This window comes from Fontibacillus forbon (assembly GCF_046559655.1).
In the GTDB taxonomy this organism is placed as follows: domain Bacteria; phylum Bacillota; class Bacilli; order Paenibacillales; family Paenibacillaceae; genus Fontibacillus.
Window position 1 is genome coordinate 1 of the sequence record NZ_JBKGFV010000002.1, and the last position, 26514, is coordinate 26514.

The following is a 26514-nucleotide window of genomic DNA, read 5'->3' on the forward strand; positions in this document are numbered from 1 at the left end:
ACGTGTTACTCACCCGTCCGCCGCTAACCAACGGATTCCCGAAGGAATCCATTAGTCCGCTCGACTTGCATGTATTAGGCACGCCGCCAGCGTTCGTCCTGAGCCAGGATCAAACTCTCCAATAAAGGATGAACAAATCATTCGATCAGAGACCGAAGGATTTTTCATCCGAGATGGAAGGATCTACTCTCCCGAAGGGGAGTGGCTTTCCATCAAAGTGTTTGACTTGCTCATTTAGAAAAACTGACGAGAAAATTAATTCTCATTTAATACTCACTCGTTGTTCAGTTTTCAAAGATCAACTTCGTTTTCGTTCATCACTGCGTTTCAGCGACAACTCTTATAATATATCACATTCAATTGCATCTTGGCAAGAAGAATTTCTTTCCAAGTTATTCAGCAACCCGCCGTTTTTGCGGCCGGAATAATAATTTACCACGGATACTCCCGAATAACAAGTGATAATTATTTCCAGTCCGGTTCGCTCAAGCATGAAGTCGATAGAATCAAATGGTATTATGCCTGTTCATCTATCGAATTAGCTCAACCGGACATTCATCATACCACCCCTACGTACAAATGGCTACTTGTAATAAAAACCACCTTCAAACTCGAATCCTAGGGAGAAATAAATGCAATTGTAAAAAAACCAGTGCCCCGGGCACTTATTCCTCCGGGGCAACTTCATGATCTTCAATGCACCCTCAGCCCTTCAACTCGTCATTCGTTCTTTTCAGTGCGGAAATCGTAGCTCCTATCGCTTGTTCATGTGGCGTCCAGACTAACGGTCCGATGCAACGCTCATATTTTTCCCCGCTGAGTACGAAGGGATCTTCAGTCAAGTAGAGCATTTCGACGACTTCTTTCATAACCGGGTTAAACCATCCGGCCATGGTTAGGCCGATCCGCCCCATCGGAAAGACCGCTTTGCGTTTTCCGCTGGCTTCCTGGGCAAAGCGTACCAAATCGCGTCCGGAAATCAAGTCCGGTCCCGGGATATGCCAGTTTTGCCGGTATGAATCTTCCCGTTCGGCAATATTCACGATCATGCGTGCCGCATCCGGCAAATAAACGTATTCGCGCGGTATCGTCATGTTTCCGATGAAAGCCGTACTTTTTCCTGCCGCAATCGCCTCCATCGTGAGTGACAAATACGAAGCTTGCGCCGAAGGACCATAGTAATCAGGGAGCCTGACGATGAGCGGCTTCGCCTTTTGCCAACGGCTGCTAAAAATCAGTTCCTCATAAGCAAGGCGCGTTTTTCCTTTCCGGGTGTGGGGCAACTTGGGATGATCCTCGGTAGCTCTGTCCATGGTCCTTCTTCCGTAAGGATAAATTCCGTCCACAACCACGACCTTTACTCCCATTTTCTCGGCGGCTGTCATTACGGATTCCCCTAACGGCAGTAGCCGGGATTCCATTTCATGATAGGGGATATTGGCACTGTGAAAAATTACATCCGCTCCGTCCGCCGCCTTGATGATATCCTTTGCAGAAAACGCGTCCCCTAATTCCAGCCGAAGCAAGTCTTGACGCCCGATTTCATTGGCCAAAGCCTTCAATTTATCCTCCGACCTGCCGAAGGCCACGGTTTGAACGCCTCTGCTTACCAACTCGGCCGTCAATGGATTTCCTACGCCACCTGTAGCCCCCAATACGATTGCTTTTTTCATAAAAACCACTCCTATCCAATTTGTTAGTGATTGATCAATTACATTGAATGAAAAAAATTTAGCTTACTCTCTCTATTTGTTTTTCTTCATCAACTCCGGCAACTCCAGCGCCATAGACACATTACACAGCAAACCTCTGGCCAGGAAAACCTCGCTTCTACCCTGCGGGTCGCCAATCTCCGCTGCCCGGAACGCCTCATACACCATTTGATGAATTTCCTGCATTCCTTTTTGCATCGCTTTCCGGATCGGTTCTTCCCGAATCGTCTGGGCTTGCATCTGGAGCAAAATCTCGCTGCGGTGCTGATCCATTATCGTTTCGTATTCCCGGATCAACCCGGTCTCCAGTTGTTCCTTCCCGGTTGTCTCGATCACATTCCGAAAAGCCCGTAAAATCCGCTGGAAGGACACTTCCAATGCTTCGACCATCAATGATTCCTTTGTGAAAAAGCGAAATACGTAAGGCTGCGAAATTTCCGCACGCTCTGCAACCTGGGCAGTTGTAGCCCGGTAATAGCCAATTTCCGCAAATACTTCGATGGCCGAGTTGACGATATCGGTGCGCCGATTAACGGAAGCAGTCCCTTTTGCCATAGCCAATTACTCCTTCTGCTTTCAAATCAGTTAGTGATTGACCAATCACTAACATGGATTCATTCTATATCATTTTCACCGGTTCCGCAACAAGATTATTTAAAATTTTGGATTTCGCTGCAACTGACCATAAAAAAATCCGCGCGTTCCGCGGATTAAGGGATGATATCCGGCTCTGTTTAATGCTGCCCTTTAGTGAAGACTTGAAACACCACGCCGAATTTGTCAGCTACGATTCCGTAATTGGGACTGAAGAAGGTTTCCTGTAAAGGCATCTCGACTTTACCGCCCTGCTTCAAGGCTTCGAAATATCGGCCTGCTTGTTCCGGGCTGTCCGTCGTAACGCAAATGGACAACAGATTCCCGCTTTGGGGAGATTGGCCGGGAAATGAGTCGGAAAACATCAGTTCTGACTCCCCTATTTGTAAAGTGGCGTGCGAGATGCGGCCTTTCATTTCGGGAGATAACGGGAACTCGGGGTTTTCCGGCATTTCCTCAAACGTTTGTATAAAGAGTATTTTAGCTTCCAACGCTTGCTGATAAAACTCGATGGCTTCCTTTGCATTTCCATCCATGGTTAAATAAGGGGTCAGATGCACGGCCAATGAATTCCACTCTCCTGGTCGAATAAGATTTTGTGCACGGTATCACCGTATTAAGTTAAATGATTTTCCACTTGGGACAAATTCATACGATCTTCTTCCAGGCTTTCTTTTGCCCGTTCAATCGGCTCCGGGTTCATGCGTCCTTCGGCTTGGGAAATCGCCTTTTCAGCTTTATGCAGCGCGTTGCGTGCATTTTGCACCGTTTCTTCGCTAGGATGAGACTGCGCTTGCTTCACGGCCCGGTGGACATTCTCCACGGATTGCTGAGCAAGTGAAATCGGATTTTGGGATTGCATGCTGGAAAATGGATTCTGCACGGTCATGGCCTCCTTGATGAGTCATTCATTTTTCGTTCCTACGGTTCTAATTTGTGGCTAAGCCCCGGATATTATTCTTTAAGTATCGTTGACTGAATACTGACCGCTGTCGGACTCCTCGCTGCAAGTGCTCGTTGTCTTTGCTCCCGTATTCTCTTTCCATGTATAATCTTTAGATAAACCATTTTGTCAGGGAGGACATTACGTTGAAAGATTTCGATGTTTTATTGGAAAAATACGCTGAACTGGTCGTAAAAGTGGGCGTAAACATACAACCCGGCCAGGTGCTGATCGTTCAATCCCCTTTGGAAACCGTGGAGTTCACGCGGCTGATCGTTGCCAAAGCTTATGAAGCCGGAGCGAAATATGTACAAGTCGAGTGGGATGATGAGATGATCTCACGCATCCGTTACGAAAAAGCTCCGGATGACTCTTTCGGATATTATCCGAAATGGCAAGCGGATATGATGGAGCAACTGGCTGAGGGCGGCGGCGCTCTGCTACATATCAAGGTACCCGATCCGTTGCTGTTAAAAGGCGTGGATGGAACGAAGGTCTCCACCGCCATCAAGGCGGCGGCTGTCGCCCGCGAGAAATTCCAGGGTTACGTCCGCACCAATAAGGTAAGTTGGTCTCTGATCAAAGCACCGACCCGGGCCTGGGCGAACACCGTTTTTGCGGATCTGCCGGAGGAGGAACGGATTGAAGCCATGTGGGAGGCTGTATTTTCAATGAACCGGGTAGGCAATAACGATCCCGTTGCCGCCTGGCATGATCATATCCGCGACCTCAAACAAAGACAGGAATACATGAACAACAAGCGCTATAAGAGTCTTCACTACCGCGCTCCGGGCACGGATCTGAAAGTGGAACTTCCTGAAGGCCACCTATGGCTTGGCGGTGGCGATAACAATGAGGCTGGCATTTATTTCGTCGCCAATATGCCGACCGAAGAAATCTATTCTATGCCTCATCGGTCGGGTGTTAATGGAACTGTGACAAGCACGTTGCCGCTCAATTTGAACGGACGGCTGGTGGAGGGCATTCAGCTTACGTTCAAAGACGGAAAAGTGACGGACTATGCGGCAAAATCCGGCCGAGAGCACCTCACCTCACTGTTCGCTACCGATGAGGGCGCTTCTTATCTTGGCGAAGTTGCGCTAGTTCCGCATAACTCGCCGATATCGCAAATGAATCGCATCTTTTACAATACAGGTATCGATGAGAACGCCTCCTGCCATTTTGCATTAGGCAGCTCTTATCCTGTCAATATCGAGGGAGGTACGAAGCTTTCCAAAGAGGAGCTTTTGGCGAAGGGAGCCAACGTCAGCTTAACTCATGTCGATTTCATGATCGGCTCTGCGGAACTGGACATTGACGGAGAACTGCTAGACGGTACGATCGAGCCGGTATTTCGGAATGGAAACTGGGTGTAATTCACACTCCCGAACATTAAAAGATCATTGTCATTCCTGATCCAAGAGATCGATGGAGACAATGATCTTTTTTACTTCCAAACAAAGGGACCACTTAGGCCATAGCCGCATATACTTAAGCGTAAACTCCAACCATTCAAGGGTGATGCTTGATGATCGCGTTTATCCTTTCCAGACATGCCCCGCCGCACCTTAAGCAGCTTACCGAACATTCACTGCTCATGTCCTTTCCGGATCTTGATATCGTTCATGTCCAACCGAGGGAAATGGCCGAGCAGATGAATTCCATTCTGAGCATAACCTGGGACCCCTGGTTCCTTACGCTTGAGGCTGGAGAAATAGTAGGCCAGGAATTGCACGAAGAATTAATCTCTCTGCTTCAAGATCATACGGAAACCGTTGCGGGAGTAACCATCCAATCCAACAACTTGCCGTTCCCGAAACCCGGGGCATCGCCGATACCCCGCGGTCCGCTGCTTTGGTCCAGAGACGCCGTCATGGCTAGTCCAAATGCAGGATTTCGGGAAGCAGATTGCTTCCCGTTTGAAAGATATCTGTTGCTTGAAAAAATGTATGAACTGGCTGGCTGCTACAAATGGCTGGTAATCGGAAGCGAGTTCTTAATCTCAAGCCCCGTCCAGACACCTTTTTGGAAAAAAGAATCGGAAGAATGGAAATTCCTTTTTCCTTTGTTACAAGCGGCATCATCCTCTGCATCCGGTGCCGGCACGGATGCCTTGCCGGAGGAACCAATTGTCACTATCGTCATTTGTTCGCATAATGATAGCGTTTATCTGCCTTGGGCCGTACGTTCCGTAATGGCACAGTCTTTTCACCGCTGGGAACTCATTGTGATCGATGACGGTTCCACCGATGATACGAAAAGCGTCATTCAAGAGCTGCCTCAAGACCTGAGAGTCCGTACTTATCTGCTTGAGCGGAATTTCGGAAAAGCCCTCGCCTTGAACTATGCTCTCGACAAGGCGCGCGGCCATTGGCTTCTTGAACTGGATGCGGACGATTGGCTTGCCCCTGCGTGCGTGGGCACATTGCTCGAAGCCACTCAAAACCGGCCGGACGCCGTAGCCGTCTGCGCCGGCCATGTGGAATGGACCGAACGGATGAACAAGCAATTGCTTTATAAAGGAATCAAGCTGCCTGTTCCCCCGCTTTCCCCCAGAAGCCTAATCGATGAAGCTATGCCGGTCGCCCCGCGGATGTTCAAAATCTCCACCTTGCGGGAACATTCCGGCTGGAATGTGGAGGCACCTTATGAAGGACGCTTATATGAGGATCTTGAGATTCTGACCCGATTGGCGCTTCACCATGAAATTCATTTCGTTTCCGAACCGCTGTACCACCGGCGGATCCGAAGCACCAGTATTACTCACCGTCAGCAATTCGAAACTTACCGTCATTGGCGGAGCTGGATGCTGGATCAGCTGGCGAAATCCGGTTTAGCTCCATAAATTATCCTGGCGGAATCCTTACGAATGTTACGTTCTCCGTGAATATCGTAACCTCTCTGGGCTCAGGGATATAGTTGGAACTTTCCGCTTGTACTGCAAATACTCCATTGGCTACCCGAAGCAGTCTGCCTTGTATAAATTGATTCGAATATACGACCTCTATGACTCTCCCGACAAATGCGCCGAGCCTTTCCTCAAAATTCATAGTAAATCATCCCTCCCTTATTTTCAGTCAGATTATGATACGGATTGTATCTGGCTAAACGGAATCAGAACGATGCTTCCGTCGGGTTCAAGTATTTCAATATAATCCTCTCCCACAGCCACCAAAGTGCCAAATACGGGGCCAGCGGCGGTATCTATCGTTATGTTGGTATTTAATCGCGGCGTTAAGGATTCAATTAGTGCGTCCCACTCTTCCGTATAGGAACCTCCGACTTGCTGCAATTGTTGTCTAAGCGCGCTGATATTGCCTAATGCATCATCAATCTGCTGTTGTTGCGAGTTAATGCGTCTGAGAATGCTGTCCACCAATTGATGCAACGAGCTGATACGCGCGTTTACGGCCTCAATCGTATCCTGAGGCACGCTTCCGCCTCGCGGGGAAGTTTCGGTCACGGACTGCTGGACCGTCGTCGAGTTCGTTGTGTTCGAGTTTTGTTGAATCGTCGTATTGGCGGGCCCCGTCGGCGGATTCAGAGGTGGCGGGCTTGGAATGACCTGTACGGGCGGGGGGGGTTGCTGGTTAGTGCCAATGCGGGCGGTAACCGTGTCCACCTGTTTTTGCAGATTATTTACTTGCGATGTTAAATGATTCACGCTTCCGCTGAGACGGCCAATCTGCAGCTTTAGGCGTACAAACTTTTTCTGCCAACTATGCCGCAAAATGCTGAGCTTCACTGACCACAATTTCGTTCTTTTTACTCCGGATCCTCTTTTTTTCTTATACGCAGGTTTCGGGCAGTCCGGGACCCGTTCTTTTTCCCACAAGGTCGTCACTTAACCTACCTCCTTCTATTGATACTGGTAACATATGTCATCCGCCTCCCAGCGGTAACCCAGCCAAGCTAAAGTTAATAAAATGGCCTACTGACACCCTGTTCAAATTCATTTACATAGGTGTTAGGCATTCTACCCAAGCGGAACTCCTATTTGAATCATATTTTGTAGATAGACAATAGCATAGGGAGGAGAGCACAGTTGAAAAAAGCCAAAAACCGGCCCCGGAAAAAAAACGCGGCTAAAGGAAACTCAATATTTCTAAAGCCGCTTAAAAGCAATACGTTGTACCGGGCGGACCATGCTCCATTAAAAGAGGCTGATCCGTTGGAATTCGAGCTGCAGGCTGGGGCCTGCGAACTGATTCCGTCGGTTGCTGCCCCCTTGGACTCTTCCACACTGCAAATCGCGGAGCCACGTCCTCTCAGCGCCAACCGCCCCCTGGTTGGCGACACGGGCGAATATCCCGCCAAGCCCGGAGTGTATGATATTTTCCGGTTTCCGGTGATTGACTGGGATTTCAGATGGCAACGGCCGCAACAAATCTCCACGCAATTTGCGTTACACGGACAGCGCGTTTTTTATATTACAACCGATATGACCGCCGTTTCGAAGGAAACGTTAACGAAAGATGAAGTGGCCCGTTATGTAAGAATCAAAAAAGCAGCCCCGGGCGTTTGGCTCGTCACTCTCTGCACAAACCGCAGGCTGAACCTGTATCAGGATGAAGTGAGTGCCCAGGATATAACCTTTCTGCGTTGGTCCATCGAGCACGTGAAGGCCAAGTTCAACGTATCCCAGATGATTTCGATCGTCGATCTTCCCTTCTGGACTCCATTGGTCGAGAACCTGGAACAAAATAAAATCATTTACGACTGCATGGATGACCATTCCGGATTCTCTACGAACTCGCCTTCCATGCTGCTTCAAGAAGATCGGCTGATCCGAAGTTCCGACCTGGTTCTGGCATCGTCGCAGTTGCTTTACGATAAATTGAGCGCCATTCATTCATCCGTATTTCTGTTGCGCAATGCGGCGGACGTTCAGCACTTCAACGCGATCGGCGTCGCGCCTGCTTCCGAACTGGAGGGGGTAAAAGGGCCGGTCATCGGATATTACGGCGCGATCTCGGACTGGTTTGATATCCACTTGATTCAAGAACTTGCTTTGAGACGCCCAGACTGGAATTTTGTGCTAATCGGCCATACCTTTGGCTGTGACATTTCGCTTGTGGAAGGAATGGACAATGTAATGCTGCTCGGTGAACAGCCTTATCACCGACTTCCCTCTTTTCTGTGCCGTTTTGATGCCGCCCTGATTCCTTTTAAGGAAAACGCGCTGACCAAGGCAACCAATCCCGTTAAGTTGTACGAATATTTGGCTGCCGGTAAACCGGTGATTTCGAGCTATCTGCCTGAACTTACCGCTGTTGCTCCCCATCTTGTCAGTATGGTTTCCGGACCTGATGCTTTCGAACAGGCCATCGGGAAAGCTCTGGAGCTTAACGAACCGGAACAACCGGCGTTAAAAAGACAATTTGCTCAGCTTCATTCCTGGGAACATCGCTACGAAGAACTCCAGACTGCGATCCAGCTCCATCTTTTCCCCAAAGTCAGCATCATCTTGGTAACGTACAATAATTGGCCATACACCCAACAATGCCTTCGCAGCCTGCTTCGCCCCGGGCATTACCCGAATCTGGAGATTGTCATCGTCGACAATGCTTCAACCGACCAGACGCCAAACCGACTTCAAAGCATCCGCGATGAAAGGATCCAAGTAATCACCTCCGAGAGCAATCTGGGGTTTGCCGCCGGGAATTCCCTGGGCTGCCAGCATGCCACCGGAGATTACTTCATTCTGCTCAACAACGATACGATCATTCCGGACGGAAGCTGGGTATCCAGACTTCTTCGGCCGCTTATGGAACATCCCGACGTCGGCATGTCCGGACCGATGTCCAACTTTGTCGGCAACGACCAGGCACTTGATCATTTTGTCGGAGATCCCGTCACGGGCGCCCATCCGAACTGGCTGCAGGATTACTATTTATTCCATAAGGGCGTATCCCGTGAAACCGATCTGCTCGGATTTTTCTGCGTCGCCATGAAAAAAGAAGTGTGGGAAGCCGTTGGACCGCTCGACACCGGGTACGGGATCGGCATGTTTGAGGACGACGATTACTGCGAACGGGTCAAAGCAGCCGGATACCGTCTGATGATCGCGGAAGATGCGTTTGTTTATCATCACGGCAGTGCAACGATCAGGAAATTGGAGCCGGAAGTGTACAGATCATTATGGGACAAAAACAAAGCTTATTTTGAACAAAAATGGAATAAACCTTGGAGAGATCCCAAACGACCGGAAAATTGGTTTCATGGGGTCGAGACTCCGGAGAAAGTCGCTACCCGGCTGAAGGAATCCGGTCAACGAAGCATTTTAGTGCTTGGAGGGAAAAACTGGACGGCTAACGCGTCGCATTGGCAATCCATCGTAAGGGAATTGGCCTCCCGCCAATGCTGCATGCTGTTTGTCTTTGCCCAGCGTCATTATAACCACCCTATCGTAGGTATCCGAAAAGCGGGGCCGCAGATGTATTTAACGAATGTGGTCGATCTGTTTAGTCAAGCTTATTTCGATACCGTAATCTACTGCGGGGAGCAGTTGGCATACCCCATCCACGCCGGAAGGCAAATCGCCTTTTCCCTTGCCTATTCCCCGGATCAACTCGACGCACTCGGCAACGCATTGCCGGGTCTGGAATATTGTGTTGATTCCGATCCCGCCTCCATAATCGACATGATCATGAATCCGGCTCCCATTTTGAGATGAGTCCATTCACTCGTCGTCCAATATAGCTGTTCAAAAGAATAATGAAGCCCTCACCGGATCAGGCATCTATAACGCCTGGACGATGAGGGCTTAGTTGATTTTTCTCATTTCTTAATTGGATTGCTGCTGTAAATACCGCTGAATAACCGCCGGATGCTCCCCAACAAACGTTGCGGTCGAGATCGCGTATTCGGAATGGGTGAAATTCCAATCCGCATCGCCATCATTTTGAAATAGATTCACGTCTCCACGCCGGTTATCATTGAACTTGATTCTTTTTCCGATCGCATAATGGTAATGGTATACCTTTACATCGCTTCTCGCCCGCGGGACATTCCAGATGTTAACGCCTCCCGGCCCCTGCAAAGTGCAGTGATGCTTCTCGTCACGATACCGGATTCCCCGACCGGCCCGCCACATTCTCGTAATATCGTTAGACCAGCGCTCATCCCCCGGACTGTTTATCCGCAGGGTCCACGGATCCTTCCAGAAGTTGACGAACGGGAACTGATAGACGTCCACGTCTCCCCTGTTCATGAGCTCCGGCAACACTTCCCGGAAACGGTCTTCCATCAATTCATCGATATCGAGATTCATGATCCAGTCCCCGCTTGCCTGATCGATCAGGAAATTACGTACCAAGGACTCGTTCCAGTCATCGGTATAAGGAAGTCCGGTTTGCCGCATGGTAAAGAGCTTCAAGGGATATTGACGCTGCAAGTCAACTATCAGTTCCGCCGTACCGTCCGTGCTGCCCCCGTCCACCATAATGATTTCGTCGGCAAATGCAGCTACGCTCTCCAGATACAATGGAACGAACGTGATCTCATTCAAAACAGGTACGATGACCGACAACTTCATCTGTATTTGCCCCTCCTCCGGATTAATTGATGTCGTTTTTTTCCTGGATAAGCCGGCTCATTTCCATGATATTCCCAAGCGCGGCCTTATACCGCTGATAAAGTAGATAATTATCATGATAATGGGGATTCCCGCCGGGTCCGACGAAGGGGTGCCAAAAATGAATCAACTCCCCGTCAAGCCGGACATGCTTACCCACAAGTGTATCCAAAGCGTAGGCAAACGCCTCATCCTCACCGCCCCACCCGCTAAACCGCTCATCATACCCGCCGACTTTTTCAAAGGATTCCCGCAGCAGCACATTCATTCCGCCGACAAAATAAGACGCATTCGCAGGCTTCGTTTCAGGCTTGGTTTGCAACGGCCAGGGATGTTCTCCTCCCCTGATAAGTCGTTCCGAATAAGTCTGAGACAACCTGTTAATTTGTGAAAAAGGGATTACCCAGCAATCGTCATCCAACCGTTTTAACGACTGGGCGATTAATTCCGGGTCATAAATAATATCATTGTCCGCGATGACGAATACGCGGCCCCGGGCCTTCCCCGCCGCCCTGTTGATGGCCCGCGATCTGCTGAAAGGCTCCTCGGCTACTTCCCCGATACATAATTCCGCTTCCGGCATCATCTTTTCGTAGAACCGCCTTATATAACGGAAAGCTTGATCTCTAGGCCCGTCGTCCGGTTTGTATGGTATCAGTACGGATATCTCATGAAACATAAGGTCCCATCCCTCCAGACTGACTTCGAATGGTTACTTTAAAAAAACGCCAAGTTCCCGGTATTTTCCGGTTCCGAATGTATCCGCCAGCTTCACGTAACTTTTAAAACTCGTAGCGTTAAGAATCATATTCTTTTCCTCCGCAACGTTATCGCCCGATTCCCAAAACAGCATACTGCGAACGCTCCGGTCCACGGCAGCCAGAAACGGTTCCCGTTTCTCGGGATCCCGCATCAAATGGTAAAAAACGGTCAGTAACAAGCCGATTTCATATTCATTACTCAATTGCGATCTTTCCAAAGGTTCGGTGAGCAGTTCGAAAGAAGTGTTTTCCAGACGGTTCAACTTCTCCAAGAGCTCGAAATGATACGAATCCGGTTCAATGCCTGTCACTTTTGCTCCTTCACGAGTGAAATGACGGGAATAGTAACCGGTATTGCAACCAATGTCCAACACGCTCTTGTCCCGCAAATTTCGCGGACCGATATATTCCAGGATGTAATCCAAGCGGGTTCTATACACTTCATCCCGTTCACTTCGCACGTTATAAAACTGCGGATGAAGAATCGGAGTATAAAACAGCTTCCTTTGCTGGCGGGCTATCGTCGCTTCGGTTTCCGATAAAGCGTTATCGTTTAACCAGCGTTCGTAATCCGGTTCCGGCATTCTGACCGGAATTCTCCGCAATCCCGAGCAATACAGGAATGAGGCACGATGATGTCCGTCATGGATATTGAAACGGCCTGGCGTTCGATAACTGACCTGAACCGGATGATCGCCGAAAAAAGAGGATCCGGTTTGAAGATAATCCCTCATATTGATAAATTCCATCCGCCGCTGCATCAGCAGCTCCTTATTGTCAAGTTCCGGGCTTTGTCCCCGGAGCTCGTGGATTTTGGCGTACCAGTCCAAATAAGGCTCGGCCGTTGCCGCGGGGTCGCCCATCAAATAACGAAACAGCACCCGATGCGGTTCTAATCGGATGATCGAGATATCCGAGAACAATAAGTGATGAGCGTACCATGCTTCGGTGAAATCCGGAATTAAATGTTCCTTGTGCGCCGTTCGGACATCCACATCCGTAAATATAAGTTCAACGGGGACTACGGCCGTAACGTTTTTTTGCGAGAATTGTTCGTGTTCCAAATGGTCCATGCCTTATCCCCCCTGGTTCGAAATCCGGGGACGACCCTGAAACAGATACGTGGCAAACTCACGATTGATATAGTCATTGAATTTCCGCTTTGCCGTGACCGGGAACTGATCCAGCTCAGTCATAGTCCATTCGCTGCGGTGGGTTTCGTATTCATTGCCGTATTCGCTGCCTTGAGGCCAATCATTGCCGATCGGAATGTTGAGCAAGACATATCGCCCGGTTCGAAGACAGGCTTCGAGCAGCGAGACGGCCCGTTGTTTATCGAAATGTTCCAGCACGTCGCCAAGAATAATTAAATCGAAACCGGCAAGTTTTTGTAGTGTTAATAGTTCATAAGCATCGGCGATATGAATTTCGTTATAAAAGTAAGAATGATATTCTTCTACATTTTTCGGAAATATTTCGATGCCCTCGATCACGGTCAACCATTGCTCCCTATGCACCCTGCCCTGCCACACGTCCAGAAATTCCCGGCAAATCATCCCCCATCGCCCGAACCCGATGCCTACATCGAGTACGCGGGACGGCGAAACCTGCCTGATCAGATCGACGCAATAGGATAGATTTTGCCAATTCGATGTCCCCATACTTTCCGTCCTCCCGTATGCAGCATTATATTCCGAACAGCACCTTTAACCAACGTCCCGCCGCTTTTTCAATCGTCCAATGCGCTTGGATCGTTTCTCTGCATTTGAAGCCGAGTTCTTGCAAATCCGGACGCCGGTCTTTCTCTTTATAGAAATTAATGACGTTCATAAAATCCACCGGATCGTCGCTGCGGAGAATAAGCCCATGAGCATCTCGATGCGCCGCTTCTCTTACGTAGCCGACATCGGTAGACAGCACCGGCTTGCCGCAAGCGAAAGCTTCCAGTGCCGGCGCCCCGCCGCCCTCACTCGCCGACGTGATCAGCAGCAAATCAATCGAATGATAGAACAAAGGCATCTGCTCATAAGCATAGAGACCTGACGTATCCTTGAACTCCACCTCGGGATCGGACTCAAAATGATTTCGCAGCGGTTCATACAGGGAGAAATAGTTTTTGGACTTTTTGGCCTTGTCACCGGCCCATCCAATGGTTAGTGGTCTTTGATCCTGGGGCTTACCTATGTTGTCATCGGGGCAAAATAAACGATGATCCACGAAATGGCCGATATATTCAACCGAGGCGGATGGCGCGACCTGTTTTATCTTTTCCGTTAGCTTCCGGTTCATGCCCCCGATCCTTCCGATCCGGGGAATGACCAGCCTTAAAAACTCGGGATCCGGAATGAGGGTATCGCTCCACTCCCGGAACGTTTCATAGTTCCGGCTGAAATAATAATAGGATACGGCCGCGCAGGAATCGATGCGGACGTTCCTGAACAGGGCATAAGCCGCCATTCCCAGGCACATCGCCGAGATCACTCGATATTTCGAGTTCAATGATTCGCTTCCATAGGTCTGTAAATAATCGTCCAATTCGCGGGCGGATATAATATCCAACGCGGGATGATGCTGTTGAAGTATTTTTGCGTGCTTGCCCAAGATCCACCAGTCCACATCATAAATCATCAGATCTTTTTTCATTGCGTAGCTTCACCTCCGGCTGAACCCTCTCTATCGCCTTATTTGATCATATTCGAGCATTCCTCCCCAAGTTACGGGAGCGGCGAAATTGATGAATTTGTCCATTTGCGCAAAAAAGAAGGCCCCGCGGTTTGGAAACCGCGTGAGCCCTCTGTTTGTGGGAAGCGATATTTAAGGTTAAGCAATTTTCCAATTGCTAGGGTACTCTACCTGATAAGAAACGAAGCAATTTCTTTCGTCTCTTTCTTTTTCCAAGAGAGTTCATGGTGAATCAACTGCCTTTCCGGATCCATGCATCATGACATCCGTTTTTGCTGTATGATCATTACCACTTCCCACTTATCTTATATATACCCGTCTGTATGGCGGTGAATCACAATTTTCCGGCAATCCGCGCCGCCGTTTTTTCCCCGTTCGCGATGCAGTCAGGAATGCCGACGCCGTAATAGGAGCAGCCCGCCAAATAAACGCCCGGATAAGAAGCAGCCATTTTCTGTTCCAAAGACTTAACCAGTTCATGGTGCTTGATATGGTAATTCGGCATTTCATCCAGCCACTTGGTCACGAGATGCGTAACCGGGGCAGCCTCGATTCCGAGACTGTTTCGGATATCATCAAGCGCAACCTGCATCAGTTCTTCCTTGGACATGTCCTTTAGCTTGGCAAAAGACGGCCCCGAGCTCTTATAAAATAACCGCACCAACAGACGGCTTTCCGCCGAGGTGTGCTTCCACTTCCGGCTGGTCCAGGTGCAAGCGTCGCAAACGACGTTATCCGACTGCGAGACGATGAATCCGGTTCCGTCTACCGGCAGTTTTTCGTCGGGAATGTCAAACCCGAGGTATACGCTGATCATCGAACTGTTTTTCAACTCGTTGAAATCTTCGTTCAGTTCATGGTCGCCGAGGATGGACTGGGCCGCAGAATGGGACGTGGCCAGTACAACGAAGTCCGCGGTTAGCTCTCTTTGATCGGATAGAACAATATTATATTGCTTTCCGGTCTTGGTGATCGTTTCGGCCCCGATGCCAATGATAAATTCCGCCTTGGGAAGCTCGCTATGCATCTTGTCGACCAAAGCCGAAACCCCGTTTCGGAAGGAGAAAAACTTGCGGTCTCCTTTTCCTTTAAAGACTTGCCGGTTTTCAGCCAGCCCCTTTATAATACTGCCGTATTTGTTTTTATAGTCCAGCAGATAGGGCAGCGTTGAGGCGATCGTCAGCTCATTCAATTTGCCGGAATAAACTCCCGACAGAACCGGAGCGATTTGCTTTTCCACGATTTCCGTACCGAGAAACGCTTCAAGAAACAAGCCGACCGAATCGTTTTTCGTGAATTTCCCATCGTTTGGCGTATAAAAATCTTTCAGCGCTTCAACCTTGCCTTCGGCCGAGATAAGCTCGCTGCCCGCTAACGATTCCAGACTGAGCGGAATCCCGAATACAGCCTCTTCAGGAATCAGTTTTAGCTTGCCTTCCGTATATATGTACGATTTGCCTGTCGCATTATAGACAACTTCCTCACGCAAGCCCAGTTCATCAACAAGTTGATCCATGTTGGGTTTTCTTGTCACCATGGAGTCGGCACCAGCTTCCATGAAGAATCCGTCCCGTGATATAGTATTGATTTTTCCGCCTAAATTCCCGTAAGATTCCACAACCACGATGCGGGCATCCAGCTTCCGCTCCTCAATCTGGCGATTTAAGTAATAGGCCGCGGAAAGACCCGTAATTCCCCCGCCAACAATAACGACTGTTTTCAATACCCTTCCACCTCGATTAGAGAACTGTTTCACATACTAATTAATATGATACCCTAATTGCCTATGCGGAAACAATGACACGTGAAGGAATGTCATTGAAAAGAAAACCCGGCCTGATATAGCCGGGTTTTTCGGATGGATTAATTTTCAGCTCCGGTATAGATCAAAATGGCATCGCGCAGAAATTCAGCCGCTCCCGGCCGGGCCCGGTCATCATAGTAAGCTTTGAAACGCTCATCGGCCACGTACATCTGCGCCAAACCCGCGTGCGCGTCCTTGGAGTATTGATCCCAGTAAAACGTTAGCCATTGGCGATGCAGATCTGCGGCCTTTTGGGCTGAGGCTCCGGCCGGATCGCCGGTTTGCATCCCTTCCTCCAGGGCGGCAAACATCTCTTTTTCCAGCGCCTGCACTTCCTCATACTCCGCCTTGGTCATATTTTTTAACTTGTCATTCGATTTGTCGACCGTCTCATTGCCGTATTTCTCGCGGATTTCTGCTCCGTACTTCTCTTCGTTCTCGTCGATCAGCTTCTGCTTGAAGCCATCAAATTTTTCTTTATCCGACATAGTTATTCTCCCTTCATTCATAGCGATCGTTTTATCCACATTCGCAATTAGTGCATCCAGTTGCTTTTTCCTGTCCAGGAGCCGCTCACGGTGTTCGATTAGCGCCCGGGTTCCGTCAAAGCGGGGATCGGTGACGATGGCCTTAATTTGTTCCAAGGGAAAATCAAGTTCCCGGTAGAACAAAATTTGCTGCAGCCGGTCCACCTCCGCCTGACCATAGATCCGGTACCCGGATGAACTCATCCTCGCCGGCTTGAGAATGCCAATTTCATCGTAGTACCGCAACGTTCTGGTGCTAATTCCCGCAAGACGTCCCAGCTTCTGAACCGTATATTCCATGTCTTCGCCTCCTGACATCCCCAATGTACACCTTGCCGCAACGTTAAGGTCAACCCTTTTTATAAATTTACCCTTAAACAATGTTATTTTCGCACCAAGTTCAGATTCCGGCGATAATATACACTTTTCTCCGGCGTACGAGGGAAATGAATACGCATTGGTTCTTTAGGCGTTTAGTTACTCTGGTGTGGCTAAGTTGCATTGGGGCAGTCAGTTACATGGATGTACTGTTGTAGCTTAGGCAGGCTTAGTTGCTTCGTTTGGATACTTACTCTAGTGCGGTTTATTACACTGATGCGCTTTGTTGCTCTGATGCGGCTAGTTACTTTGGTGGGCTTTATTTACTCCGATGCACTTTATTGCTCCTGTCGGATTTATCGTTCACTAATCCCGGATGCATCCAGTCTCCGGGCTAACGGACATGAGAGACCTTAAAGTACCCAAAAACGCATATTTGAAAATCTAACGGACACAGGAGACCTTAATTGCTTGCTATGCGTCCAAAAAGGATAGTTCTCACCCTTTTTAGGTCTCTGGTGTCCGTTAGATTTCAAAAAGGGCGATTAAACACGATTTAACGTCTCTCATGTCCGTTAGAATTCCTAACTACCAAGAAACAGCCGATGTTGATGATAATCGGCCCCATATTAAAGAAATCCCATCCCGTTTGACCAGGATAGGATTCCCAAAGTGATATAAACCTGCTGCAAGCTAGGCAAGCAAGGATCCCGCAAAATTTTTGCGATGACCCTTCGATGAACTTGCGACGATCCAGCGATGATCACCCATCAGCCTGTGCTATTAAAGCGGCTTACCAGGCGTACGCTTGAGGGGCCTCTCCGCCGGGCCCGGGGAAGATCTCGTCCAGCTTCTTCAGCTCGGCCTCTCCGAGCTTGATGTCGACGACGCGCAGCGCGGTTTCCAGCTGCTCCAGGGTGCGCGGCCCGATAATCGGCGCGGTCATCGCCGGACGCGTCAGCGTCCACGCCAGCGCGACGTTCGCTTCGCTTTCGCCGAGTTCGCGGCACAGCTGCTCGAACGCTTCCAGCTGGGCGCGGTGACTCTCGACGCGCGCCGGATTATTCGCCCGCTTCGAACCCGGAAGCGGGTTCAGCGCATGGCCGCCCAGCAGGCCGCCGTCCAGCGGGCTCCAGGCGATGACGCCGATGCCGTGCTCTTCGGCGGCCGGGAGCACTTCCAGCTCCGGCAGTCTGCAGAGCAGGCTGAATTTATGCTGCTCGGAGATCAGGCCGAGCATCCCTTTTGCTTTCGCTTCATACTGCGCTTTCACTAAATCGCGTCCGGCGAAATTGCTGGAGCCGACATACCCGATTTTGCCTTGATAGAGCGCAATGTTAAATCCTTCCCATAACTCGTCCCACGACACGTTCCGGTCCACATGGTGCATTTGATAAAGCTCGATGTGGTCGGTTTGAAGCCGGCGGAGCGAACCTTCCAAATGCCGTCGCATCTTGTAGGAAGATAGGCCTGCCGCATTGTTCGGTCCATCGTTTTCATCGTTCATCTCTCCGTTAAACTTCGTCGCCAAAACAACCTTTTCCCGGCGTCCGCCACCTTGAGCAAACCATTTACCAATGATTTCTTCCGTTCTGCCGGCATTTTCTCCCCATCCGTAAATGTTGGCGGTATCGAAAAAATTGATCCCCGCATCGAGGGCGGCGTCCATGATTTTAAACGCTTCGCTCTCTTCCGTATCCACACCGAAATTCATCGTCCCCAGGCACAATTTGCTCACTTTTAATCCGGATCTTCCCAAATAACTGTATTGCATCCGTTCGTCACTCCTTCATCTATTTAGGTGCTTAATAGCGGCTCTAGCGTTACTATCGTTCATGTGTAAAATCTTCCGTTGTCTTCACTTTAGCAAAGCTTGTCCTTCACCCTAATCCCAGCCTGCACTTAACTTCTAGTAAACAGCTTTCATAACTTCTCGATTTTACGAATACATCACCACCCTTCCATCTCGCTCACATTCTGGTATCATGAAATATAGCCAAAATTTTTGTATTCAGGAAGGTAAACCATGAGTTCAACCTTAACGCAGCGGATTATTAAATTGCTTTGCGGCCGAATTTCTTATGACCGGGGCGAAGCTTATTTCCGTCAAAAAAAAGTTCGCTTTACGCATACCGATCCGGAATCCGGCCAATATCAGGCTGTGGTGCACGGAACCGATTTTTACCGCGTATATGTACACATAGATCTCAACGGAGACGTTACCGCGGAGTGCAACTGTCCGGCATTCGTGTCCTATAACAACTACTGCCAGCATATTGCCGCCGCCTTACTAGGCATTCACGAAATGCAGAACGGCTCCTTCGATCCCGTACATTCCGTATCTTTACTGCATCCGGAACCTAGGCCCTCAGCTCCTTCGTTCTTGGCAAGCACCCAAACCAACCTGACCGGCCAACCCGCCGATTCGAAGTCCGGCGACTCATTTTCGCGCAAGGCAGGCGGTTCAACCCGCGACGTCTGGCTGACCCGGGATATGATGGGGCTCTTCGACCCCAAAACTTCGCGGCGGCTCCGCAGGGAAACCCGGTTCGATTCCCGCACCCGTCTGCAAACGGAGTTTATTTTAAAGCCGGTTCCTTATGGTGTAGGCAAGCATTTACTCGGACTTGAGCTGAAAATCGGTAACAAACGACTTTATATCGTTAAACAGATCCGGGAATTTCTCGAAAAAATGGATGCAGGTCAGCCGTATCTCTTTTCCGAACATTTCTCGTATGACCCTGACCTTCATAGCTTTGAAATAAACGATGATGACATCATCCGTCAGTTGGTCACCATCTCGCGCAATGAACAGCTTTATCGGGAGAGTTCCCCTAAGCACGGATACCCGGGAAGACGATCCGGCGACGACCGGATGCTAACCCTTCCCCCTTATGCCTGGGGTGCGCTGTTGCATAAACTAATGGCTGCCTCCTCCGTGAAACTTGATCTAGGACCTGGACGGACATGGAACATGACCTTGTCCGATGAGCCGCTTCCTGTTCATTACTGCTTCGATCCATCCGAGGAGGATGGTTACCGGCTCGGCATACAGGGTTTGGACGAGCTAACGATTCTCGAAGCGTACGGACTGGTTCTTTCCGGAGGAGTCCTGTTGAAGCTGCCGGAAGACGGCTGCCGTCGGCTGGCCGAGATGAAGAGCATGCTGGATGCTTCGCGCAGACATCATATTCATATTGCTGCAGAGCAAATCGAACCGTTTATGCAAAAAGTGCTGCCCGGCCTCATGAAGCTTGGCAACGTAACGATTGCGGAGTCGGTGGCCGACCGCATGGTGCGGACGCCGCTGAAAGCCCGGTTGTACCTGGACCGGTTACGCAACAGATTGCTGGCCGGCCTTGAATTCCAATACGGGGATATTGTGCTTAATCCCCTGGAGGAAGGCGTCGTGCGCGGTACCGATTTGATCCTGCTGCGCGATGACGATCAGGAACGCAGCATTCTGGATTTGATGGACGAAAGTTCCTTTACGAAAACAGAAAGCGGTTATTTTCTGGATGATGAAGACGCCGAATACGATTTTCTGATGCATGTCGTCCCCAGACTGGAGAGAATGCTTGATGTTTACGCCACATCGGCGGTCAAAGTCAGAATCCGCCCGGTCTCCTCGCCGCCGAAAGTTTCAGTCCAAATGGACGAACGGACAGACTGGCTGGAAATAAAATTCGACTTGGGCGGCATTTCCGAGCAGGACATCCGTGGAATTGTGCAGGCATTGGAAGTCAAACGAAAATACTACCGGTTGCCCGAAGGTGCGCTGATGCCGCTGGAGAGCGAAGAGTTCAAGCAGATCATCAATTTCATGAACGATATCGGGCCGCATCGCTTAATCGAAGACGGGACGGGCTTTCGCGTACCGGTGACCCGCGGGCTGCATCTGTTGGATGAACAGCGTTACGGCAATGTCATCAAGCTGGGAAAAAGCTTCCGCCAACTCCTGCATCATATTAAAAATCCGGACAATCTGGATTTTCCGGTTCCAGACCGGTTAGTGCCAGTGCTGCGCGATTATCAAACCTATGGCTTCCAATGGATGAAAATGCTCGCAAAGTACCGGTTCGGAGGGATTTTGGCCGACGACATGGGGCTCGGCAAAACGCTCCAAAGCATTGCGTTTCTTGTTTCCGTATTGCCGGAAATCCGCGCCCAGAAGCTGCCGGCCATCATCGTAGCCCCTGCTTCGCTGGTATACAACTGGCGCAACGAGCTTAAAAAGTTCGCACCGGAAATCCGCAGCATCATTGCCGACGGCAGCAAGTCAGACCGTCTCCGCATCATTAACAACTCGGAGAATGCGGATGTAGTGATCACCTCTTACCCGCTGCTGCGCATGGACGTCGAACAGTTTGCCGCCAAATCGTTTCATACGCTTTTTCTGGATGAAGCCCAAACCTTCAAGAACCATACGACACAGACGGCGCAAGCGGTCAAAGCGCTTCAGGCCAAACATCGTTTCGCCCTGACCGGTACGCCGATCGAGAATACACTGGAAGAATTATGGTCGATTTTTGATGCGGTATTCCCGGCTTTATTTCAAAACCGCAGACAGTTCAACGAATTAAGCCGGGAGCAAGTCGCCAAGATGATCACACCGTTCCTGCTTCGCCGCTTAAAAACCGACGTGCTGAAGGAGCTTCCCGAAAAGATTGAATCCGTGCAGGCTTCCGAGCTGCTCCCGGATCAAAAGAAGCTGTACGCCGCATATCTGGCCAAGTTGCAGCAAGATACGCTCAAACATTTGAACGAGGAGGACGGCTTCCAGAGGAACCGCATCCGTATTTTGGCCGGACTAACCCGGCTGCGCCAATTGTGCTGCCATCCGGCTCTTTTTGTTGAGAACTACGAGGGCAGCTCCGCCAAATTTGAGCAATTGCTGGAAGTCGTCGAGGAGGCTCTTAGCGCCGGAAAACGACTGCTGATTTTCTCGCAGTTCACCGAAATGCTCGGTCTGATCGGCAGAGAACTTGGTTATAAAGGCGTACCCTTCTTCTATCTTGACGGCAAAACCCACTCCGCCGAGCGCGTGGAATTGTGCAACAGATTTAACGACGGGGAACGCGATTTGTTCCTGATTTCCTTGAAGGCCGGAGGAACCGGTCTGAACCTGACCGGAGCGGACACCGTCATTCTTTACGATCTGTGGTGGAATCCTGCAGTCGAGCAGCAAGCGGCTGACCGGGCCCATCGGATCGGGCAAAAAAATATCGTCCACGTCATTCGTCTTGTAACCGAAGATACCGTCGAAGAAAAAATGTTTGAGCTTCAGCAAAAAAAGAAAGATCTGATCGATGAAATCATCCAGCCGGGACGGGAATCCGTATCGACGCTGACGGAACAGGAAATCCGCGACATTCTGATGATTTGAAGCCTGCCCTCTTCGGAGGGCTTTTTTGTCCTGAATGAAATCATTGCCTTTCACATTGCCCTGAACAATTACATGTTACAATAATGGACAAATCAATGAACCTTCTTTCCGATTATACTTCCTGATGATAGAATTATTGAATGTCGGGATGTTTGTTCTTCATGTCATTATGTAATATTTCACGGGATAAAGGAGCTCCACATGGAAGCACAATACCAGATTTCTTACTGCTATCACGGAAAAATGCATTGCGAACCGGCCTACTTCTGGGGACCCGGAATCAAGGAGCAGTACAAGTTGCTTTTTATTCACGAAGGACGAGGCGAATATCACTTTAACGGGCAAATTTACTGTTTGGAAAAGGGACAAGGTTTTGCAGTCTACCCCGAGATGATTTGTTTTATGAAGGCGGATGACAACGATCCCTGGGTGTACTCCTGGATTGCATTTGAAGGCCGTGATGCCGAAACCTTGCTGGAGAATGCCCGTTTGGACAGAGACAACCCCGTGTTCGAATTTTCCCAGCCGTCCTGGTTCGATACCTATCTGCACGAATTTGATACAGCTTGCAGGAAGAAGAATCTTCATGGACTGGCCCTTCAAAGTACTCTTTACCGTTTTTTTTCCGATTGGCTGGATAATATGATGGTCCCTCATAGACCGGAGAACTCGTCTTCTTCCAAAGAACGCTACGTGAATCAATCGATCGAATATATCCGCATGAACTATTACAACCCGGTTAGCATTTCTGAAATCGCCCGGATCGTCGGTATAGACCGCGTTTATCTTTCTACCCTGTTCAAAGAGAAAATGAGCGTGTCACCGCAAAAATATTTGCTGCAATTCCGGATGAACAAAGCCTGCGAGCTGCTGGGTAACCGCAGCCTATCCATAGCGGATGTTTCCCGTTCCGTCGGATATGGCGATCCATTGCTTTTTTCCAAAATGTTCAAAAAAGTTACGGGGCTATCCCCTTCTCATTTTCGCGGAGGCCTTCAGGTCTGATTGATCGATGACTTCATATCAAAATAAAGAAAAGCCGGATCGTCAGACGACCCGGCTTCTTCTATTAATAAGCAATCATGGTGTCGCCGTAGAATATACCTCAAACTCGTACAACGAGTAACCGTAAGGCGTTCCCCTTACTGTTCCGAACATTCTGACGAAACGCGCATTTTGCGGAGCGAAAGTGATGTTATCCTCGCCCCCGTCCCCGTTCGTCGTCGTATTCACATCGGTCCAGTTGACCGGACTTGACCCTGTATCGCTTGAAACTTGGATTTTATACTGTATGGCGTAAGCCGCCTCCCACCGCAGTTTAACCGCCGAAATATTTTGAACGCTGCCCAGATCGACATAAATCCATTCCGGATCGCTTCCTTCATTGCTGGCCCATCGTGACATGAGATTTCCGTCAAAAGCTTTGTCCGCTTCAAATCCGGTCCCTTCGATCGAACTGGAAACGGCCGGCTTATTCAAGGCCAAATTAGTGACCGGGGGTTGCGTTTCGGCTGTTGGAACCCACCAGTTCCCGGATATAAACAACATATTCAGCAAATTGTAAGTATCGCTGAAATAGTCCTCTTTTTTGTTCTTCATCCAATCCCAACCTGCATTCACCCATGCCTGGTTGGGACTGTTCGCAGCAGATGCGGAAATAAACGGAGATACAAAAACCGCGGTGGCATAGTCGCCGATGGCGGTGCCGTTCATTTTATACCCGTTTTTAATATTAGCCGGCGAGCCGTTGGCCTTGGTTTTGATCCATGCCGACAACTTATCGGCCGCAGTCTTGCCTCTCGAATCACCGTAAAATGCATAATCCATTACGATTCTTAACGGAAAGCGGCCGGCGTTATAGTAATACTGATTTGTCTCTTTGAATTCATCGAGATACCACTCCGGTGCCGGTTTGGGCGGGTTGTCGACCACAAAATCGGAGATTAGTCCGGTCGAAGAAGAATAGGCGGCCGTGAACTGATCATACACCGAGTAAAGATTATCGATGACTTGAATCCAGGCCGGATCTCCCGTCACTTCATAAAACGCACGAAAATGACTCAGCATCCAATCCGAAGGCCGCGTATTCAGCGCATCTTTGGAATCCCAATCACCAAGATTCAGTCTGTAGTTCGTGGTTACGTAACTCGCCTTGATCCCGTCCGTAATCATTTTCTTGGCTTCAGCCAAATAATTGACGGCTCCATCCGATCCCCATTGCTGATGCGCCAAAATTAAAGAGTAGGCGATGTCCAGATCGCCATCGGTAGCCGAACCGAAATGGCCTTGAGCTTGTACGTTATCCGCAACGACCCAACCCATCAGATTATGATTGCCCGAACTTTTGTAAGCCCTTGCTGTTTTAAACAAGCCGTTGAAAATCGTTTGGGCATTCGGATCATGTCCAGCCATCAAGACCGTTATGATCATTCCATAACCTTGTCCTTCCGAAGAGCCTAAAGCGGTAAAACCGTCAGGGTCGCCCGTAATGTCGCCCTTCACGTAATATCCGCCAGGCAGAGACGTCAGATTGTTTTTAAGATAAGTCGATTTCCAATAGTCATAATAAGAGGAAACGGATTGGTTCATGGCGCTCTGGGTGACATGGCTGGGCTTGATCATTCCGGGGTAATTGACTTGCTGGGGAAAAGGTTTGCCGGTTCCGGCAGCATAAGCGTCTTGAGCGGGAATTATGGAACCCGTCGGGGACAAAAGCGCGAGTACGGTCAACATTAGAAGCAGTTTCGATCTAAGGCGCGGTTTTTTACGGCGATTTCCGGCGATACTTGTTTTCGTCCTTGTTAAATGCATGATCATTCCTCCTTGAGTAGTAAATAATTGAACTACACTAGCGGAACATGTGTTAGCAAGGATGTCCTATAAAGGTATCTTATTACAATTATTGAAAAATAAAAACACCTAATGTTCACGTTCATCCGGAATGTTTGTAAATTGCGGTATCGGGTAACTATAAATAAGGAATTACCACAGAACAGTCTCAGAAGGAGGAATTTAACATGCCGCATCAAGATAACGAGCAGTTTCGCGATGAAGCCGAACTCCGGAATAAACCGGATCATGAAGGGGATTCACTGGCCGAGAAGAAAAAAATGGAGAACGGCGTGGATATCGAGCCGGAAGCCGACGAGTGGGTTGCCAAACCGGTAGCTTACACGGAATCGGATTCGGAAAAACAATAAAATGACTAGCAAAAACCGCTACGGGAAACCGGGCGGTTTTTTGTCGTTTCAATGTTAGTATCATCCGAAAGGGTTAAATCGTTGCCGGGGCGAATACTTGTTTATTAATTAATTTTTTTTGGAGGGGGCGGGACGAATGGGCGTATTTTCGGAAAATTTATTAAGAGGCAAAGTCATCTTAATTACCGGGGGAGGTACCGGGCTGGGCCGTGAAATGGGCAGACGGTTTCTGGAATTGGGCGCGAAGCTCGCCATTTGCGGGCGGCGTGAGGAGGTACTGAAGCAAACTGTCGATGAATTCGCCCAAGGCGTTAACCCAGACAAAAATGCTGTCTTTTATAAAACATGCGATGTCCGGGATCCTGAGCAGGTCACGAACCTGGTTTCAGCCGTTGAGGAGCGGTTCGGCAAAATCGATGTGCTTATCAACAACGCCGCCGGCAATTTCATCAGTCCGACGGAAAGGTTGTCCCCCCGCGCCGTAGACGCCGTGCTGAACATTGTCCTGCACGGCACCTTTTATATGACCCTGGAAGTGGGCAAGCGCTGGATTGACCGGAAGCAAACCGGGACGATGCTCAATATAGTCACGACCTATGCCGCCACCGGTTCCGGCTACGTCGTCCCGTCAGCGGCAGCCAAGGCCGGTGTACTGGCGTTAACCCGTTCGCTGGCTGTCGAATGGGCGCCTTATGGCATCCGCCAGGTGGCGATTGCCCCCGGCCCGTTCCCCACGGACGGAGCCTGGTCCCGTCTATCCCCCACGCCGGCGCTGGAAGAAAAAATGATATCGCGGATTCCCCTCGGGAGAACCGGATCACCGGATGAACTTGCGAACTTGGCCGCCTTCCTCATATCGGATGCAGCCGGATATATCAATGGGGAAGTCGTGACGATTGATGGAGGGGAATGGCTTCGGGGAGCCGGCCAGTTTAATGATCTTGCCGAACTCACCGCCGAGGAATGGGATGATATTGCCAAACTGACCCGGAAAGAAAAATAAACGGGATA

At 49.6% G+C, this 26514-nt stretch carries 22 protein-coding genes, 1 rRNA gene and 1 pseudogene; 7 read left to right on the forward strand and 17 right to left on the reverse strand.

From position 1 onward, the window contains the following. The 5 genes from ACLB09_RS06650 to ACLB09_RS06670 form a co-directional block, all read right to left on the reverse strand. Nucleotides 1-125, reverse strand: a 16S ribosomal RNA gene (locus ACLB09_RS06650); the annotation flags it as partial. A gap of 579 nt (nucleotides 126-704) precedes the next feature. Continuing rightward, on the reverse strand, nucleotides 705-1673 hold the full coding sequence (locus tag ACLB09_RS06655; RefSeq protein ID WP_410769021.1) for an NAD-dependent epimerase/dehydratase family protein: 969 nt from the start codon (nucleotides 1671-1673) through the stop codon (nucleotides 705-707). Nucleotides 1674-1745: 72 nt separating this feature from the next. Beyond that, complete coding sequence (locus ACLB09_RS06660; protein WP_410769022.1) at nucleotides 1746-2267, reverse strand: TetR/AcrR family transcriptional regulator; 522 nt, start codon at nucleotides 2265-2267, stop codon at nucleotides 1746-1748. Between the two features lie 179 nt (nucleotides 2268-2446). Continuing rightward, the gene (locus ACLB09_RS06665) at nucleotides 2447-2872 is read right to left on the reverse strand and encodes a VOC family protein (RefSeq protein WP_410769023.1); all 426 of its coding nucleotides are present in this window, start codon (nucleotides 2870-2872) and stop codon (nucleotides 2447-2449) included. 50 nt (nucleotides 2873-2922) lie between these two features. Beyond that, a complete protein-coding gene (locus ACLB09_RS06670) occupies nucleotides 2923-3189 on the reverse strand; it encodes a hypothetical protein (RefSeq protein WP_410769024.1) in 267 nt (88 codons plus the stop codon). A gap of 206 nt (nucleotides 3190-3395) precedes the next feature. On the opposite strand from ACLB09_RS06670, the gene ACLB09_RS06675 reads away from it, so the two are divergent. Further along, nucleotides 3396-4625, forward strand: coding sequence for an aminopeptidase (locus ACLB09_RS06675; RefSeq protein WP_410769025.1), 1230 nt, complete (start codon nucleotides 3396-3398; stop codon nucleotides 4623-4625). A gap of 152 nt (nucleotides 4626-4777) precedes the next feature. Continuing rightward, a complete protein-coding gene (locus tag ACLB09_RS06680) occupies nucleotides 4778-6094 on the forward strand; it encodes a glycosyltransferase family 2 protein (protein WP_410769026.1) in 1317 nt (438 codons plus the stop codon). Nucleotide 6095: 1 nt separating this feature from the next. On the opposite strand, the gene ACLB09_RS06685 is transcribed toward ACLB09_RS06680, so the two are convergent. Together ACLB09_RS06685 and ACLB09_RS06690 are read right to left on the reverse strand one after the other, a co-directional pair. Beyond that, nucleotides 6096-6299, reverse strand: a complete 204-nt coding sequence (locus tag ACLB09_RS06685; protein ID WP_410769027.1) for a hypothetical protein — start codon at nucleotides 6297-6299, stop codon at nucleotides 6096-6098. A gap of 32 nt (nucleotides 6300-6331) precedes the next feature. Next, nucleotides 6332-7093: a hypothetical protein gene (locus tag ACLB09_RS06690; protein ID WP_410769028.1), complete on the reverse strand. Its 762-nt coding sequence runs from the start codon at nucleotides 7091-7093 to the stop codon at nucleotides 6332-6334. 201 nt (nucleotides 7094-7294) lie between these two features. On the opposite strand from ACLB09_RS06690, the gene ACLB09_RS06695 reads away from it, so the two are divergent. Further along, complete coding sequence (locus tag ACLB09_RS06695) at nucleotides 7295-9925, forward strand: glycosyltransferase (protein ID WP_410769029.1); 2631 nt, start codon at nucleotides 7295-7297, stop codon at nucleotides 9923-9925. Between the two features lie 111 nt (nucleotides 9926-10036). Here the strand turns inward: ACLB09_RS06695 and ACLB09_RS06700 are convergent, their stop codons facing one another. From ACLB09_RS06700 to ACLB09_RS06735, 8 genes are all read right to left on the reverse strand, one after another. Then, the gene (locus tag ACLB09_RS06700) at nucleotides 10037-10786 is read right to left on the reverse strand and encodes a glycosyltransferase (RefSeq protein ID WP_410769030.1); all 750 of its coding nucleotides are present in this window, start codon (nucleotides 10784-10786) and stop codon (nucleotides 10037-10039) included. A gap of 22 nt (nucleotides 10787-10808) precedes the next feature. Further along, on the reverse strand, nucleotides 10809-11504 hold the full coding sequence (locus tag ACLB09_RS06705; RefSeq protein ID WP_410769031.1) for a galactosyltransferase-related protein: 696 nt from the start codon (nucleotides 11502-11504) through the stop codon (nucleotides 10809-10811). Nucleotides 11505-11537: 33 nt separating this feature from the next. Beyond that, nucleotides 11538-12659, reverse strand: a complete 1122-nt coding sequence (locus ACLB09_RS06710) for a class I SAM-dependent methyltransferase (RefSeq protein ID WP_410769033.1) — start codon at nucleotides 12657-12659, stop codon at nucleotides 11538-11540. A 3-nt stretch (nucleotides 12660-12662) separates the two neighbouring features. Then, nucleotides 12663-13247 carry a class I SAM-dependent methyltransferase gene (locus ACLB09_RS06715; RefSeq protein WP_410769034.1) on the reverse strand — a complete coding sequence of 195 codons (585 nt, stop codon included), beginning with the start codon at nucleotides 13245-13247 and terminating at the stop codon, nucleotides 12663-12665. 25 nt (nucleotides 13248-13272) lie between these two features. Continuing rightward, the gene (locus ACLB09_RS06720) at nucleotides 13273-14229 is read right to left on the reverse strand and encodes a glycosyltransferase family 4 protein (RefSeq protein ID WP_410769035.1); all 957 of its coding nucleotides are present in this window, start codon (nucleotides 14227-14229) and stop codon (nucleotides 13273-13275) included. Between the two features lie 373 nt (nucleotides 14230-14602). After that, nucleotides 14603-15991, reverse strand: coding sequence for a protoporphyrinogen oxidase (gene hemG, locus ACLB09_RS06725; protein WP_410769036.1), 1389 nt, complete (start codon nucleotides 15989-15991; stop codon nucleotides 14603-14605). A gap of 140 nt (nucleotides 15992-16131) precedes the next feature. Then, on the reverse strand, nucleotides 16132-16899 hold the full coding sequence (locus ACLB09_RS06730) for a MerR family transcriptional regulator (RefSeq protein ID WP_410769037.1): 768 nt from the start codon (nucleotides 16897-16899) through the stop codon (nucleotides 16132-16134). An 811-nt stretch (nucleotides 16900-17710) separates the two neighbouring features. Then, nucleotides 17711-18691 carry an aldo/keto reductase gene (locus ACLB09_RS06735; RefSeq protein ID WP_410769038.1) on the reverse strand — a complete coding sequence of 327 codons (981 nt, stop codon included), beginning with the start codon at nucleotides 18689-18691 and terminating at the stop codon, nucleotides 17711-17713. Nucleotides 18692-18943: 252 nt separating this feature from the next. On the opposite strand from ACLB09_RS06735, the gene ACLB09_RS06740 reads away from it, so the two are divergent. Then, nucleotides 18944-22303: a DEAD/DEAH box helicase gene (locus tag ACLB09_RS06740; protein ID WP_410769039.1), complete on the forward strand. Its 3360-nt coding sequence runs from the start codon at nucleotides 18944-18946 to the stop codon at nucleotides 22301-22303. 201 nt (nucleotides 22304-22504) lie between these two features. Continuing rightward, the gene (locus ACLB09_RS06745) at nucleotides 22505-23308 is read left to right on the forward strand and encodes a helix-turn-helix domain-containing protein (protein WP_410769040.1); all 804 of its coding nucleotides are present in this window, start codon (nucleotides 22505-22507) and stop codon (nucleotides 23306-23308) included. A gap of 75 nt (nucleotides 23309-23383) precedes the next feature. On the opposite strand, the gene ACLB09_RS06750 is transcribed toward ACLB09_RS06745, so the two are convergent. Next, a complete protein-coding gene (locus ACLB09_RS06750; protein ID WP_410770043.1) occupies nucleotides 23384-23788 on the reverse strand; it encodes a discoidin domain-containing protein in 405 nt (134 codons plus the stop codon). Nucleotides 23789-23809: 21 nt separating this feature from the next. Further along, nucleotides 23810-25117 (reverse strand): annotated as a pseudogene (locus ACLB09_RS06755) (glycosyl hydrolase family 8); the annotation flags it as partial. 203 nt (nucleotides 25118-25320) lie between these two features. Here ACLB09_RS06755 and ACLB09_RS06760 point away from each other — a divergent pair. After that, a complete protein-coding gene (locus ACLB09_RS06760) occupies nucleotides 25321-25503 on the forward strand; it encodes a hypothetical protein (RefSeq protein ID WP_410769041.1) in 183 nt (60 codons plus the stop codon). Between the two features lie 136 nt (nucleotides 25504-25639). Next, nucleotides 25640-26506, forward strand: coding sequence for an SDR family oxidoreductase (locus ACLB09_RS06765; protein WP_410769042.1), 867 nt, complete (start codon nucleotides 25640-25642; stop codon nucleotides 26504-26506). Nucleotides 26507-26514 lie beyond the last annotated feature (8 nt).